This window comes from Paenibacillus glucanolyticus (genome assembly GCF_037333485.1).
Classification (GTDB): Bacteria; Bacillota; Bacilli; order Paenibacillales; family Paenibacillaceae; genus Paenibacillus_AQ; species Paenibacillus_AQ glucanolyticus.
Map to the genome: position 1 here is coordinate 4,284,539 of NZ_CP147845.1, position 13,395 is coordinate 4,297,933.

At 45.8% G+C, this 13,395-nt stretch carries 18 protein-coding genes; 2 read left to right on the forward strand and 16 right to left on the reverse strand.

The window, feature by feature from the left end:
- Positions 1 to 6: 6 nt before the first annotated feature.
- From WDY75_RS20050 to WDY75_RS20115, 14 genes are all read right to left on the reverse strand, one after another.
- Positions 7 to 378 carry a hypothetical protein gene (locus WDY75_RS20050; protein WP_063479152.1) on the reverse strand — a complete coding sequence of 124 codons (372 nt, stop codon included), beginning with the start codon at positions 376 to 378 and terminating at the stop codon, positions 7 to 9.
- Complete coding sequence (locus WDY75_RS20055) at positions 375 to 1,172, reverse strand: hypothetical protein (protein WP_063479151.1); 798 nt, start codon at positions 1,170 to 1,172, stop codon at positions 375 to 377. The genes WDY75_RS20050 and WDY75_RS20055 overlap by 4 nt, the downstream gene beginning before the upstream one ends.
- A gap of 2 nt (positions 1,173 to 1,174) precedes the next feature.
- Positions 1,175 to 1,345: a DUF6877 family protein gene (locus WDY75_RS20060; RefSeq protein ID WP_197477110.1), complete on the reverse strand. Its 171-nt coding sequence runs from the start codon at positions 1,343 to 1,345 to the stop codon at positions 1,175 to 1,177.
- 4 nt (positions 1,346 to 1,349) lie between these two features.
- Positions 1,350 to 1,502 (reverse strand): hypothetical protein, encoded by a 153-nt coding sequence (locus tag WDY75_RS20065; protein ID WP_156515054.1) that lies wholly within the window; start codon positions 1,500 to 1,502, stop codon positions 1,350 to 1,352.
- 140 nt (positions 1,503 to 1,642) lie between these two features.
- Positions 1,643 to 2,347 (reverse strand): sigma-70 family RNA polymerase sigma factor, encoded by a 705-nt coding sequence (locus WDY75_RS20070; RefSeq protein ID WP_063479150.1) that lies wholly within the window; start codon positions 2,345 to 2,347, stop codon positions 1,643 to 1,645.
- 5 nt (positions 2,348 to 2,352) lie between these two features.
- Positions 2,353 to 4,299: a DNA polymerase gene (locus WDY75_RS20075; protein WP_063479149.1), complete on the reverse strand. Its 1,947-nt coding sequence runs from the start codon at positions 4,297 to 4,299 to the stop codon at positions 2,353 to 2,355.
- 72 nt (positions 4,300 to 4,371) lie between these two features.
- Positions 4,372 to 4,971 (reverse strand): DUF2815 family protein, encoded by a 600-nt coding sequence (locus WDY75_RS20080; protein ID WP_063479148.1) that lies wholly within the window; start codon positions 4,969 to 4,971, stop codon positions 4,372 to 4,374.
- Between the two features lie 95 nt (positions 4,972 to 5,066).
- Positions 5,067 to 6,266 carry a DUF2800 domain-containing protein gene (locus WDY75_RS20085; RefSeq protein WP_063479147.1) on the reverse strand — a complete coding sequence of 400 codons (1,200 nt, stop codon included), beginning with the start codon at positions 6,264 to 6,266 and terminating at the stop codon, positions 5,067 to 5,069.
- Positions 6,263 to 6,664 carry a hypothetical protein gene (locus WDY75_RS20090; protein ID WP_063479146.1) on the reverse strand — a complete coding sequence of 134 codons (402 nt, stop codon included), beginning with the start codon at positions 6,662 to 6,664 and terminating at the stop codon, positions 6,263 to 6,265. Before WDY75_RS20090 ends, WDY75_RS20085 begins: the two co-directional genes overlap by 4 nt.
- 12 nt (positions 6,665 to 6,676) lie before the next feature.
- Positions 6,677 to 6,955, reverse strand: coding sequence for an AbrB/MazE/SpoVT family DNA-binding domain-containing protein (locus WDY75_RS20095; protein ID WP_063479145.1), 279 nt, complete (start codon positions 6,953 to 6,955; stop codon positions 6,677 to 6,679).
- A 35-nt stretch (positions 6,956 to 6,990) separates the two neighbouring features.
- Positions 6,991 to 7,191 carry a hypothetical protein gene (locus tag WDY75_RS20100; protein ID WP_063479144.1) on the reverse strand — a complete coding sequence of 67 codons (201 nt, stop codon included), beginning with the start codon at positions 7,189 to 7,191 and terminating at the stop codon, positions 6,991 to 6,993.
- Positions 7,192 to 7,217: 26 nt separating this feature from the next.
- Entirely contained in the window at positions 7,218 to 7,772 is a 555-nt protein-coding gene (locus tag WDY75_RS20105; RefSeq protein ID WP_063479143.1) for a hypothetical protein, read from the reverse strand.
- Between the two features lie 3 nt (positions 7,773 to 7,775).
- Positions 7,776 to 7,964 (reverse strand): hypothetical protein, encoded by a 189-nt coding sequence (locus WDY75_RS20110; protein WP_063479142.1) that lies wholly within the window; start codon positions 7,962 to 7,964, stop codon positions 7,776 to 7,778.
- 255 nt (positions 7,965 to 8,219) lie between these two features.
- Entirely contained in the window at positions 8,220 to 8,522 is a 303-nt protein-coding gene (locus tag WDY75_RS20115; RefSeq protein ID WP_063479141.1) for a helix-turn-helix domain-containing protein, read from the reverse strand.
- 164 nt (positions 8,523 to 8,686) lie between these two features.
- On the opposite strand from WDY75_RS20115, the gene WDY75_RS20120 reads away from it, so the two are divergent.
- Together WDY75_RS20120 and WDY75_RS20125 are read left to right on the forward strand one after the other, a co-directional pair.
- Entirely contained in the window at positions 8,687 to 9,412 is a 726-nt protein-coding gene (locus WDY75_RS20120; protein WP_063479140.1) for a helix-turn-helix domain-containing protein, read from the forward strand.
- A 46-nt stretch (positions 9,413 to 9,458) separates the two neighbouring features.
- Positions 9,459 to 10,952, forward strand: a complete 1,494-nt coding sequence (locus WDY75_RS20125) for a recombinase family protein (RefSeq protein WP_063479139.1) — start codon at positions 9,459 to 9,461, stop codon at positions 10,950 to 10,952.
- A 165-nt stretch (positions 10,953 to 11,117) separates the two neighbouring features.
- On the opposite strand, the gene WDY75_RS20130 is transcribed toward WDY75_RS20125, so the two are convergent.
- Positions 11,118 to 12,206 carry a prephenate dehydrogenase gene (locus WDY75_RS20130; protein WP_006209490.1) on the reverse strand — a complete coding sequence of 363 codons (1,089 nt, stop codon included), beginning with the start codon at positions 12,204 to 12,206 and terminating at the stop codon, positions 11,118 to 11,120.
- Positions 12,207 to 12,262: 56 nt separating this feature from the next.
- A complete protein-coding gene (gene hisC / locus WDY75_RS20135; protein WP_063479138.1) occupies positions 12,263 to 13,360 on the reverse strand; it encodes a histidinol-phosphate transaminase in 1,098 nt (365 codons plus the stop codon).
- Between the last annotated feature and the right edge of the window lie 35 nt (positions 13,361 to 13,395).

Sequence of the window (13,395 nt, forward strand, 5' to 3'; positions counted from 1 at the left end):
GCCACCTCAATTACGTTCTATTTCAATAACCGGTAATTCCGTCAGTAGTTCCTTTTGATACGCGGGCAAGTCATAGAGCTCGATGTAACCCCGATCTTTGCTCCATAAATCGATATGATGTGAAATGACGAGTACAGAGGATCCTGTCGAGATATCCAGGCTCATATTCCAATGCCGGTTCTTTAGCGACCGAATGAACCGGCGAAGCATCTCATAATTAAGCGTGATAGAACGACCCTCGATTTCCAGAATGACCGGTTCTCCCTTTACGTCTCTGATCCGCACGCCGATCTTACGCCGCTGAGCCTGTAGCTGTTTATTCGCCCGTTGCTTGGCTGCTTTACTTAGAGCTTTTTCATCCAGGGTAAGAGGCCTCATGTTACGCTCTCCGGAATATGAATAACCGCATAATGAGATACACCAGATATCATTTCAGCGCTATCACTGTTCAGCCAAAGCATTGCCCCCGTTTCATCAACGTCCAAGAAAGCAGTCACTGGACGTATCCCAGTGGACACGAGACAAGTTACATTCAGCTCTGGCGGATTCTCGGGATCATACTTTTTCCAAGGGATTTTAGTCTCTAGCAGTTTCTTCAGAACCTGTGTCGGGGTTTCCACTTCAGCCAGTTTCTTGACATGGTCTCTAAATCGTTGCCGATCTGCGTAATAGTTACAGTTGATACGGGCTATTTCTTCTTGGGCTGCTTTAACTTCACGCCAAAGGTCAATCACATTTTGATCGCTGTACTCACCAGCATCCACAAACTTTTCAAAATCCTTTTGTGAGAATTTCAGCAGGTAATCTACGTCTCTACTCATTCCATTACTCCCAGCGGCTTTCCCGAAAATCTTTTCTGAACATTCCGCTGAACATAACGGTGGTTCAATCGGCAATCCCATACAGCCGCAGGGCGTATCCATACTAATGTATGTGCAACAGTATTCTGGTTCATAGTTAGTAACATCAGAGCCGCAGACTAAGCATTTCCATGTGTCGGGGCAGAATTTATCCGATTCGATTTGATTAATGATATCCGTCAGAACCGTCTCACGTCCTAAGTAGAATCGGGTGTTCTTTTCGTTGAACTTTTCCTTGATGCAAAATTCCAATTCCTTTTTCAAGCATCCCATCAGCTTTGTCTGGTCTATTAGCTTTACTCGGTTAATCAAACTTAGCCCTCCTCCACAAATCGTCTTGCAAACCTTAACTGCTGTTCGATATAAGGGTCCCTAGACTCTCCGCCCATCGCCAGCCAGTCGCCTATTCGCTTATTAATATCCTCCAGGACAACCATAGGCAACTGATCTGAAATTTTCAGAATCTCGTCCATTGGATTTTCCATTGAGTTAACCCCTTTTCTCCACGATTTCCACTTCTACTGGCCCGCAATAATAACCGCCGCATCCTGGGCATAAAGGTTCTTCAATCTCATCGTCAGGTTTCTGTTCAAGCGCAAAGCGTTGTTTACAGTCATCACACTCAAAAGCTTCCCACTTCATAATGCTTTCCTCCTCGGTGGTGGATCTGGCAAGATCACGTAGACCTCGCCGATCAGCTCACCACTATCGTCATATATCAAATCCCAAGGGATATCCTGAAAATACGGATCTTGTTCAAACATGATCATCCACCAATCAACCTATGCCAGGCTGCCTTTCTTTCTTATTGGCCGCCCAAGTTCATACTTGAGGTAAATCTCTTGAATTTTCCTCATTCTATTCCAGATTGCCTGATGGCTTACTCCTGCCATGTTACCAATCTGCCGATAGTTAAATCCTTTCATTACTAGCTCCACCACTTCACGATCACGAGGCTTGATTGAGCTAAGAAACTCTTCAACAAATACCAATGAATTATCATCCTTGGATATTACTAAGAAATGAGAGTTTGATTTTTCATCCTCCGTACCTGACATATAGTTAGTTTGGGGTCTATCAATTTCATAAATATTTAATGATGCCAGATACTCCATTGCTGTCTGAACGTAAGAAACGGGCTTCCCAAGCAATTTTGCAATTTTCTCCAAGGGTTCTATCTCTAAACCTTCGCGATATATTTTGTTAGCTAATGTAACGGCATGGGCTGGAAATCTAATCCGAGTCCCCCGCCGAGCTAGAAAATTTTGTAGATATCCTGCTACAGTAGCAAATGCGAAAGTTGAGAAAGCATAGCCTGTTACTGGATCAAATCCCTCATAAGCTTTCATGAGGCCTATTTGGGCTTCTGCAACAAGATCTTCATAACCGATAGCAGGATCTAGGATTTGCCTATGGTATCTCCCAGCCAGCCTGTGAACCATACCATTATGTTTTTCAATATCTTCATTAGTGAGAGCGTGTTTCATTAAGCTCAATCCTTCTTATAAAAGTCCGTCTCGAATGCTTCGGCACGAAGTGGAAGGCCAGGCGCCCATTCGATCGGCTGCCCCATAATTTCAGTTATCTCATTTAAGGAGTCTCTACCATTGTCATAAGGTTCATCGACAATGACCTCATCATGGACGTGCATCCGAGTCTCAAAGCCAGCTTCGTCCAAGCGAAGCATGCTCACGGCCAGACAGTCCCGACTGATCGCCTGCACAATGTTCTCGACCAGCTTAGGGCCGTAAGTATCGATCTTGCCCCATGTCTTCTTTGTCTGGTCCACTCCGTCATAAACCAAGGCCGGTTTATCAAACTTCCCGTCAACGATCCGAGGGTTTACGTAGGACAAACGCCGACCAGAAGGTAACCGGATAAATAGATAGCCGCCTTCGCAGTAAAATGTCAGACCATACTGTAGCTTGATCGTTCTTCGCTCTTGGACGGCTGTCATGGCTGCCCTGTCCACGTCCCACCAAAGCTTTGTTATCTTCGGATTAGCTGCACGCCATGTCTTAACCAGAGGCGGCAGCTCGTCCGGAGCTAGGCCCATTTTGAGGGCCCCCATTTGCTCCAGTGCTCCAACTGCACCACCGTAACCCAGTGCAAGCTCTGCGATCTTCCCTTTTTGTCGTAAGTCCTTCGTGATCTCTTCAAGAATAAGATTGAACATCTGCGCCGCCGAAGCTTCATAAATCATGCCATGAGTCTTGAATACCTCCAGCCGCCAGGTCTCTCCAGCCAGCCAAGCTATCACCCGCGCCTCGATCGCTGAGAAGTCTGAAACGATAAAGCGACATCCCGGCGAAGGAATGAAGGCCGTCCGGATCAGCTGAGACAGAACAAATGGCGGAGCGCCGAACAACATTTCAAGCAGTTCATAATCTCCAGAAAGCAGGAGATTTCTTGCAAGCTCCAAATCCGGCAGTTTGTTCTGCGGAAGGTTCTGCACCTGCACCAGTCTTCCCGCCCAGCGGCCCGTCCGGTTAGCCCCGTAGAATTGCAGCAGGCCCCGAACTCGTCCATCTTGGCAGCGTGCGCGCTGCATGGCTTCGAACTTCTTCACGGATGTTTTAGCCAGCTGCTGCCGGAGCTTCAGCATCGTCTTAACCTTTTCTCTCTTTGCTTCCTTGATCAGTCCTGGAATTGTGTCTTTGGTTAAGCCTTCGATCTGGATCCCTTCCTCTTCCTCCAGCCAGGCTTTCAACTGCGCCGGACTATTCGGATTGTCCAGACCAGTTAGCTCCTTGGCCTCCTGAACCGTTCGAATCTTAAAGGCTTCATCGCATTCGATGGCCCGAGTATCTAGCTCCGGATGAAGCTGTATCCCGTTATCATTGATCTTCTGATCTAAAGCCCAGAGCTTATGTTCAAATTCGGAAATCTCATATTTCTCGATCATCTTTCGTACAGCCCGTTCTGCCTCCACGTCCTGCCGGTTATATTCCTTGTACTGCTGCCACTTCTCAGGATCATGGTACGGAAGGTTTCGTGTGCGCCCACCGTTTACCTTGGTCGGCTTGCAAGGCATAGAGAAGTATTTAATCAGAGCCTTACCTGCGCTGTCCTTCTGTTCATCCACTTTCAGCACCTTGGCAACTCCGTCCAGATCTCCAGGTAACCCCAAAGTAAGGGCATGAACGCTTGAGCAGCGCCATTGTTCAGGCGGCATCGGTACACCCAGATGTTTCGCCAGCGCAGTTCGTTCAAAATTGGCATTGAAGGCCGTTTTGATGACGTCCATTTTGAGGGCCTTGATTACATCTCCGGGCAAGGCTTCATAATCCATCAGATCGATAACAGTCACTGGATCGTCATCGAAGGCAAATCCAAATAGCAGGATTTCAAAATCTGGAGCCTCAACGTAGGGATAAACGCCCGATTTTTTGATGTCTACACTGCTGAATGTTTCAAGGTCGATCTGCAATAGGGTCATATCACTTTCTCCCATTAGAATTTTGCGGTTATAAAAAGGGGCCTGATATCAAGCCCCTTCAAAGAAGTCAAATTAGTTCATGAAATCATCATCGTCACTGATGTCTACAATGATCTCAAAATCCTCATCGGCAAAATCAGCGTTCACGCTACTTCTGCCACCACCAAGTGGCTCACCATCCTGCACTTTTACAATGTTGTTCAGACCTGCGGCAATCCCCTTATTTCCCTTCGTATCGAAAAGATAGAAGTTAACCGACACTTTGGCATAGCAGCCGCTATACACTTCTGTTGTATCCGTAATTTCCTCAAATTTGGTTTTTCCGTTGGTGTCCCTTCCGATTGGCTTCGCGATACCGGGTTTATTCTTGCTGGAAGCGTTGAAGAAATAATGCCCCGCGTAAGCCTCATCGTCCGGACGCTCCTCGTCACCATCACGTAAAGGCGTATGGAATTTAGCAGGCAGTTTCCCATTGTACTTAGCTTTCGCTTGCTCTTTCAGACCATCAACGACCGCTTTGATCTTACGAAGAGTGTCCTTATCGTCCTTGGGAATAAGAATAGAAGTACCGTACTTCAAATCACCGCTATCGTTCTCTTGAGGCTCCCACACGTTTGCATAAGACAGACGCACCGTCCCTGTGATAACTTTTGTATTGATTTCGTTCGCCATATTTTCATTTCTCCTTTTATTTGAATTAGTTCTTCCAACTGACCAAGCACCGGACGACATTCGTTCTATGTGGTAATCAGCTATTTCACCCATGACTACACCTCAAATTCCTCTCCAGCAAAGTCCTGGTCCACACTGTTAAGCTCCGGCCGCTTGTCCGTCTCCGGCACCAGCACTGGCTTACCTGGCGGCTTCACGATCAGACCGTCCAACAAGGAAGCAAGCTCTTTCTTTCCGATCTTCTTCTCCAGATCACCAATGCCAAGCAGCTCCTGCGGCTTGAGAAACTTATCCGCCTCAAACTCGGCAGACTCCAAGGCCTTACGAGCAGCAGCCTTATCGGTAATGGTCCGGTTACTCCGACCCTCCACAAGTTTCCACGATGGGATCCTTGCACCTGATTTAGCCTGCTCGAAGGCATATTCTTCAACGTCCTTGGCCCAGACTTTCAACTGCTCGGCTACGAATAGAACTGAACCAATCTCATCCATGGATAGAAGAGCAGGATCCTGAAACTCATACGCCAAGGCCTTCATATTCTCATCAGCCCGAGCACGACAGTTCCCTTTAACTTTGCACCAACGGCAGTGACTACCAGGCTTATATTCACCTTCGCCAGCGTCTGCCAGTGCAGCTGCAGGTGTAACAACGTCCAAGGCCCATTCGAGTAGTTCATCAAGCAGAAGCGTATCAGTACTGACGCTATCCAGACGGGGCTGGACGATCGTCATGCTGACCTCATTGATCGAGTATAGGTAATTCCAGTTAGCCCAGGCCCCTAGACCATACAACCGGAGCTGAGGGTTACCGATCGCGCTGACCGGCACACCCTTGCCGTACTTTAGATCAATGACATCAAGCATCCAGTCCGAGATGATTACAACGTCTCCGGTCCCATAACCATCAGGGACCCATTCTGAGAAATCCACACGCTCCTCAAAAAGTATCACCGCGTCCTTCGATCGAGCCTTGGCCGCCATGAAGCGTTCTTCTACCACATCGACATAGGCAGCCACAGCGTCTTCCATTTCTGGACCGTAATAAGAGTTGGTTTTCTTGAAATCTGCGATTGCCTTATCAAGCTTTTTTCGCTCAGCTGCATTACAAGGTGTTAGCCTCCGGCGAAGGATCAGCTCGGACAGTTCATGCGCTGAGGTCCCCTCATCTGAAAACTCGCTACGCTTATCCGGAATACTCTCCTGTTGTCGAGCACTAGGCGGACAGTTTATCCACTGATCCGCCTTGGACGCACCCAATAAGGCATGAGCCCGTTCAGCATGTGCTGGCTGTGTCATAGAGCCTCCAATGCGACCATGAAGGCTTTCCGTTTCTCTTCTGGGACATCCGAGATCGCCGCACTTTCAAACTCGCCAAGCAGTTTCTTGATTTCCGGCTTCCTCTTTGGATCTTTGCCCACTTCCTGAGCCTTAGCACGAAGCTCAACGACAGTTGGAATGTCCTCATCTTCATTCGGCTGGCTATCCACAGCCCCCTCATCTGGAGCAGAGTCTTGTTCTGTTTCAACCTTCGATTCTTCTTTTTTAGTTTCGTGAGCCTTCCGCTGACGTGGCTTAACTTCTTCCTTAACAGGTGCATCTGAGGGAGTGGCTCCGCCGAATGCGGCCGAAAGGGTAACAAACTCCTCTATAGCTTGAGCGGCGTTTTCGCCGTTGATCGTGATTTGTACTGGCATGTATAAGTCCTCCTAAGAATTAATTGGTTTGTCCAGCTTGTCGAAAGTATCGACGATTGATTTAATGCAGTCCTCGCAGATCAGCTTTGAATGAAAAGATCTTAGCTTGGACTTGTCAGTCTCAGGACAGATGAAACACCCTGGAGCATATCTAGCGAGAATGATCTTGTCGCCTTCCGTATAAAATTCGAGTGGATCTCCCTCAGCGATTCCGAATGCTCGACGAAGCTCCCTCGGAACCACTACTCGGCCAAGATCGTCTATACGACGAACGATTCCAGTAGTTTTCATATTGCAATCCCCTTCCAGTCAGTGTTAAACTGACCTTAATATGCTGATTGTTTGATTTGCGGCTTGACGGCTCCTACCCCGTTCAAGCTGCATTTTTCTTTTTCATCCTTGATGCCAAGCTGATATATTGCTTGCGGTAAATCTCGCGAAGCTCCTTGGACTTTGTCATCTCGATCAGTTGCTGCAGATTCCCACAAGTCCAGACCCTTAACCTCTTGTTCACCTTCTTGTTTCATCTCCCTTCAATTGTTTCGGTACGAATTTACAAGTACTCGTTAATTGACTTCATTCCGCCCACCAGTTCGAAATTGTCCATCACGAAATTTTCGATTTCCTCTCTACTGAATCCACCGTATTCTGTTAACCTGCTGTAGCAATATAATTTCTCTAATGCCTCATGCTTTTCAGAATAACTATCCCTCACAATGTCACGTATCGTCTGCCAATGCTGGGCCATGCCGCATTCATAAAACAATCCCGAATGACGATCATAAACCCCTAAACCGGTATTCCCACACCCCTTCCTCATGAACGACACTTCCAAGGCTTTATAATCGTTACGTTCAAAGATGATGTCGAAGATCAAACGGGCATCTTCGCGCCAATCCAGTAGCGTTATCGCTTCAAGGTTGTGACGTTTGACGAACTCAGAAAGAATTTCGTTTAGTAGATCGTCAGTCAAGTTTTTATCCAAATACTCATAACATGCGAATTGTTTCGCCCGATAATATTGCCCTTGAATGTTCTCTTCGACGAAGCGCTGTAGAACGATACGGATAAGAGTAAGCGGATCGCAAGTAAAACTAAGGGTTTCCACTTACTAGACTCCTCCCTTCCCAGCAATAATGGTTACGGCGCCGATCTTCTCTACCAAGCATTTTCCTGAACAAACTAGCTCATGGCCGATCTTTGTAACGAGCTGCCCGAAGTAGATCTCCTTGCCACATGTCTCGTTAGCGCAGTAGTCTAAGACTTCATCTTCAGCAGCCAAGTTTAGAACTCTACTCATGTTGCAAACTCCTTTCTATCCTCTTTAGATGGTTAATTATTTTTTAATGACGCCTTCTCTCTGTTTCTGTTTACGAATTTTGATGCCTTTTGCAAGAATCTTTATAAACTCCCGTTCGTACGGTTCGAGTTGCCGGATTGACATTTCGCTCCCTCCTCATTTAAGAAAGTGCTAATTTCATACTCCAATTGCTCGATCTCTGAGTTTAGATCTGTCGGGTCTATCCCCATCCTTTTAATACGTCCAATGACATCCTCAAAGCTTTTCATGTTGGCCTCCTTCATGTTCGGATGCTATCGCCTTAAGCACTTCATCCGGAATTATTTCTTTGTACTTTGCAAGTGCTAATCTTTCGTAGGTCAAGGAAGTAACGGGAGACAATACATTTGCAAGAGCTTTATTGACTTCGTCAGATGGAGGAGGCATAAAACCTCTAGATATCTTACTTAGATAAGAGCGAGAAACGTTTTTGTTGTGAACTTTACAGCGCTCAACAACTTGGGAATAAGACCAACCACTTTCTACGAGTGCACTACGTAGTAATTCTGAATATTTCAACTTCTTCACCTCCAGTCTTTATCGTTTACTAAATGGTGAACGATATCGTTAAGTAGATAGTAAACGGTATGATCGTTCCAGTCAATAGTAAAAATTAAATTCTGACTGTTGACTTTTTACTGAAACGAAAATACAATTGATATCAAATGAAAGGAGTGTCTCAATTGAATTACTATGAGTTGCTGAGAAGTTATATAAAAGAATCCGGGTTATCTCTTTCCGCGATATCCGAAAAGCTCGAACAATACGGCTATAAAGTAAGTAAGGGGTATATTAGTCAGTTGCAGAACGGTAAAACGGAGAACCCAGCAACCGAGGAATTGAATAGAGCACTCGCAGCAGTAACTGGCGGTGATGTTGAACAATTACTAACTGCCGCATTGATTGAAAAAGCACCAATTGAAATAAAAGAGAAAATCACAAAACTGAGTATGCTAAAGGAGTTAAAAAAAGATCTGAATAAAGCTCTTATCGTTGAAGAAACTCCTGCACAATATATTGCTGAAAGTCTTATAAAAGTTCCTGTCCTCGGATCGATCGCGGCGGGCCAGCCAATAGATCGGATTGAATTAATAGAAGACATTGAATACATAAATAAGTCTGTAGTCAGAGGAAAAGAAGCCTTCTGCTTGCGCGTGAAAGGCGACAGCATGATAGGTGACAACATTGCTGAGGGCGATATCGTAGTCTGCGTAAAACAGAATGAAGTCTCTTCTACAGACATAGCTGTTGTAGCTATCGAAGGGGAAACGGCCACTGTGAAAAGAATTAAATGTGAAGGCAATATCTGCATCTTAATGCCATCTAACCCTAGGTTGCAGCCTACTATTGTTGATTCGTCAAAAGTTGAGATTATTGGAAAGGTCGTTGAATTACGAAGAAGATTCTAACAGTAGATCCATAGAGCTACTTCCTGGAAAGGGGGTGAACACTAAAATGGTCCTAAGAAAAAAAGAAGAAGATCAGATTGAGGCTGTTGGCTACATCCGCCAAAGTGATGAACGAGAAGATAAGGAGGATATTTCGGAGCAAACTCAGCTGAGAAAAATTGAGTCGTTTTGTGACTTTCACGGATTCAAGCTAGTCAAAGTTTTTAAAGATATCGACTACTCGGGATTCCGTATAAAATACACGAAACGACCTGGGCTTATGGAAGCACTGGAGTATGTTGAGAACAGGCCCACCGTCAAGAAGTTTGTATTCTTTAACCTCTCCCGTCTCACACGTTTAAGAAAAGACTACCAGGCTATCCGTGAAACATTAGAAGGCTTAAGCATCGATATTTGTTCGGCTTCTGAACTCCTGGACTTCAGTACAGCAAACGGCCGTTTCATAGCCGGCGTCTTGGTAGATATGAACGAGTATTATAGCGATAGCTTGAGCGACACAATGAATGAAACTAAAAGAACCAACGCCGAAAAAGGACGTTGGAATGGTGGGCCAGCTCCGTATGGTTTGAAAAAGAATAAAGATGGATTCGGATTCATTGAGGATTTTGAGGTAAGTTATTTCATCAGAAAATCCTTTGAGATGGCGAAAGATGGAAAAGGGCCTTACCTAATTTCAAAATGGTTAAATAACCAAGGCTTTAAAACAAAGACTGGAAGAGAATGGGCTCCTAGACGTGTTAGGTACATGCTAAAAAATCCGACCTATGCTGCTATGCAAAAATGGAAGGATAAATACTATCCTTTATCAGAGTGTCCGGAGTTGGTCTCTTGGGATGACTTCTCCTACATCCAATCAACTCTGTTTGGTGAGAGTAAAGTCTGGAAAGGGAGACAACGACAAATGCTCTCCTCAATCTTGATTTGTCCAATATGTGGAGCGAGAATGCACTCAAGATATTTTAACGACAGAAGTAACCGAAAATATGTATGTAGTCGTAAAATTGAAACAGGTGATTGTAAAAGTCCAAACCTTGATCAGGCTTCGCTGAACGCAGCTGTCATTAAGCTTCTAGGCGGGATTGCAGAAGAAAAATTCGAACCGGCTCATATTATACCTGAACTTGTTGGAACTGAAGACAAAAGTCTGAATTCAGTTCGTAAACTTCAAGATGAACTCTCCAATATCGAGCGTGCGGAACAACAAGTATTTGATGACTACTATCTTCATCAGAAGATAAATGAGGAACAATACAACAATATCATCAGGAGATACGAGAAGAGAAAAATAGAAATTCATCAGTTGCTCGATAAAATCCCGTTACCAGTATCTAAATCATTTGGTGACTATGATGACGTATTGAAGGACTTAGCAGGAGCAATTGACGATCTTGAAGATGATGACAAAAGAAGATCCGTCGAGCTTCTAGTCGAGAAAATTGTACCTGGCGAGCCAACGCTGGTACATTTTAAGTGGGGCGAAGTTAAAGAAATTGTACCCACAGAAACAAAGAAATACAAGTCTAAATTGATAATCTATTAAAAAAAAAGACCGCGAAAGTCGCGGCCCGTCGCCCATTTTGGAGCAACACAGTTTTTGGATAGGAGTGGAGAGAAACCATACTGTACTTTTATTATATGTATACGTTTACATTTTGTCAACACATTAAACACATTTATTTCCGGTTGTTTTAAACAACCGGAAATATCACTGGTAAACCGAATGTCCTTGCGATATCAGCAGCTCTTTAGCACGCTCCTGTTCCATTTCATTGCGGAAGGAAAGTCTCATAACACCCGGAACATCTTCCCGGCTCTCGATAATCTGCATGTTGCTGAGGTTAATGCGGTTTGTTCCCAAATCAGTTGCGATTCGACCGATGATCCCTGGATGGTCAGGTACGTCAAGATACAAATCGTACCGGGATACAATCATACCCTTACGTCTCTCAGGAAGCACACTGCGGAACTCCCCCGCTCTGCGGAAAGCCTCTTCGATAGCAGGTCCGTCTTGATTCTCCAGCATATCCATAAACCGCTGAATTCCTTCATTCCAGTCCCGAAGTAAAGGAAGCATTACATTGCGATTGTTTAATAAAATGTCCCGCCAAACCACGGGATCACTGGATGCAATTCGGGTAATATCCCGGAAGCCACCTGCAGCAAGTGTGCGGTACAGCGGATTCTCCTCATTATAGGAGCTGATTTGGTTCACCAAAGCCACTGCGATCACATGGGGCAGGTGACTGATCGCCCCTACAATCTCATCATGCAGTCTCGGCTCTACCTTCACAATATGCGCCCGTGTATGAGCAAGAAGCTCCACAAGAGTATCCAGCTTCTCCTGAGGCACTTGATCTGGAGGGGTGAGGACATAATAAGCATTCTCGAACAAAACCGTCGAAGCAGCACCTACACCTGATCGCTCCGACCCAGCCATTGGGTGTCCTCCGATAAAGCAAGCTTCCTTAAGTGTTAGCTGTGCTGCACATTCCGCAATGCTGGCTTTTGTACTGCCTACATCTGTGATAATGCACCCGGGTTTAAGCGGCAATTCGCTTAAACGCTTTATATATGTCTCCAGGCTGCCTACAGGAACGCACAGGAATATCACATCCGCATCCTGGGCTGCTTCTTCTACCGATAGGGTAACCTTGTCAACAACGGACTTGGCCGTAACCTGATCGGCATATTCCTGGGTGTGGGCATAACCCGTAACGGTTATGCCTGGTTTTCCTTTGAAGCATAATGCTAACGAACCGCCGATCAAGCCGACGCCAAAAATAGAAATGTGCATTGTCATGTTCTCTCTCTCACTCGTTTCAAGCTGCGATTATTTGTGGTGTCATTCGATCAGGCTGGAGAATTCACTTCGTGGAGAACTTGCTCCAAAGCGCCGATAAAAGCCTTGTTCTGTTCCTCGGAACCTACGGTTACGCGAATGTAGCTCGGGTAGACCTCAAATCCCGGTCGCACGATAATGCCTTTGCTAAGCAGTGATTTGAACACTTCGGTACCCGGATTCTGTACATCCACCATGATGAAATTACCGTTCGCAGGGAAGTAGGACAGCCCGAGGCGATCGAATTGCTGCTGAATATACGTAATGCCTTCGGCATTCCGCTGGCGGCATTTGGCAACAAACTCCTGATCCTTCAGAGCAGCTTTCGCGGCTACTTGGGCAAGGCGACCTGTGTTAAATGGCTCGCGTACCCGGTTAATCAGGGAGATAACTTCCTGTTGACCGATGCCGTAACCGATGCGAAGCGCTGCCAATCCGTATATTTTGGAGAAGGTACGCAGAATAACCAGATTAGGATAGCGTTCCATCAGCTTGATGCTGGCTGGATAAGAAGCGTCCGTAACATATTCATAATAAGCTTCATCCAGTACAACCATTACGTGGGCAGGAACCTCATCCAGGAAGGATACCAGTTCACTCTCGGATACGATGGTTCCCGTAGGGTTATTCGGGTTGCACACCCATATTATTTTCGTTTTGTCCGTAATGACATTGACCATGCCCGGAAGATCATGCTTCCCGTTGATCAGCGGTACCTCAATGCTCACGGCACCTTCAATGTCTGCATTGGTTTTATACACGGAGAAGGTCTGATCCGCCATAATGGTCTCATCCCCCGGCTCCAGGAACGCTCGAATAATGAGAGCAATAATCTCGTCGGATCCGCATCCGAAAATAATTTGACTGCGTTCAATTGCCAGCTGGTCAGCAAGCTCTGCCGTTAAATCAGCCGCGCTTCCGTCCGGATACAAGCTGAGTGTTCCCAGTTCAGCGGTGATCGCTTCGGTTGCCCGCGGCGAGCAGCCATAAGGGTTCTCATTGGAAGCCAATTTAATGACAACATCAAGTCCTAATTCTTTTTTCACCTCTTCAATCGGCTTGCCCGGTTGATATACAGGAAGATTTACAATTTGCGCTTTTGGTTTCATTCGATATTCGCCTCACCTTTCATAACTGCTGTACA

Coding starts and splice junctions, on each gene's coding strand:
- WDY75_RS20050 (WP_063479152.1), bottom strand. CDS start 378: ATGAGGCCTCTTACCCTGGATGAAAAAGCTCTAAGTAAAGCAGCCAAG.
- WDY75_RS20060 (WP_197477110.1), bottom strand. CDS start 1,345: ATGGAAAATCCAATGGACGAGATTCTGAAAATTTCAGATCAGTTGCCT.
- WDY75_RS20065 (WP_156515054.1), bottom strand. CDS start 1,502: ATGAAGTGGGAAGCTTTTGAGTGTGATGACTGTAAACAACGCTTTGCG.
- WDY75_RS20070 (WP_063479150.1), bottom strand. CDS start 2,347: ATGAAACACGCTCTCACTAATGAAGATATTGAAAAACATAATGGTATG.
- WDY75_RS20075 (WP_063479149.1), bottom strand. CDS start 4,299: ATGACCCTATTGCAGATCGACCTTGAAACATTCAGCAGTGTAGACATC.
- WDY75_RS20080 (WP_063479148.1), bottom strand. CDS start 4,971: ATGGCGAACGAAATCAATACAAAAGTTATCACAGGGACGGTGCGTCTG.
- WDY75_RS20085 (WP_063479147.1), bottom strand. CDS start 6,266: ATGACACAGCCAGCACATGCTGAACGGGCTCATGCCTTATTGGGTGCG.
- WDY75_RS20090 (WP_063479146.1), bottom strand. CDS start 6,664: ATGCCAGTACAAATCACGATCAACGGCGAAAACGCCGCTCAAGCTATA.
- WDY75_RS20095 (WP_063479145.1), bottom strand. CDS start 6,955: ATGAAAACTACTGGAATCGTTCGTCGTATAGACGATCTTGGCCGAGTA.
- WDY75_RS20100 (WP_063479144.1), bottom strand. CDS start 7,191: ATGAAACAAGAAGGTGAACAAGAGGTTAAGGGTCTGGACTTGTGGGAA.
- WDY75_RS20110 (WP_063479142.1), bottom strand. CDS start 7,964: ATGAGTAGAGTTCTAAACTTGGCTGCTGAAGATGAAGTCTTAGACTAC.
- WDY75_RS20125 (WP_063479139.1), top strand. CDS start 9,459: ATGGTCCTAAGAAAAAAAGAAGAAGATCAGATTGAGGCTGTTGGCTAC.
- WDY75_RS20130 (WP_006209490.1), bottom strand. CDS start 12,206: ATGCACATTTCTATTTTTGGCGTCGGCTTGATCGGCGGTTCGTTAGCA.
- hisC (WP_063479138.1), bottom strand. CDS start 13,360: ATGAAACCAAAAGCGCAAATTGTAAATCTTCCTGTATATCAACCGGGC.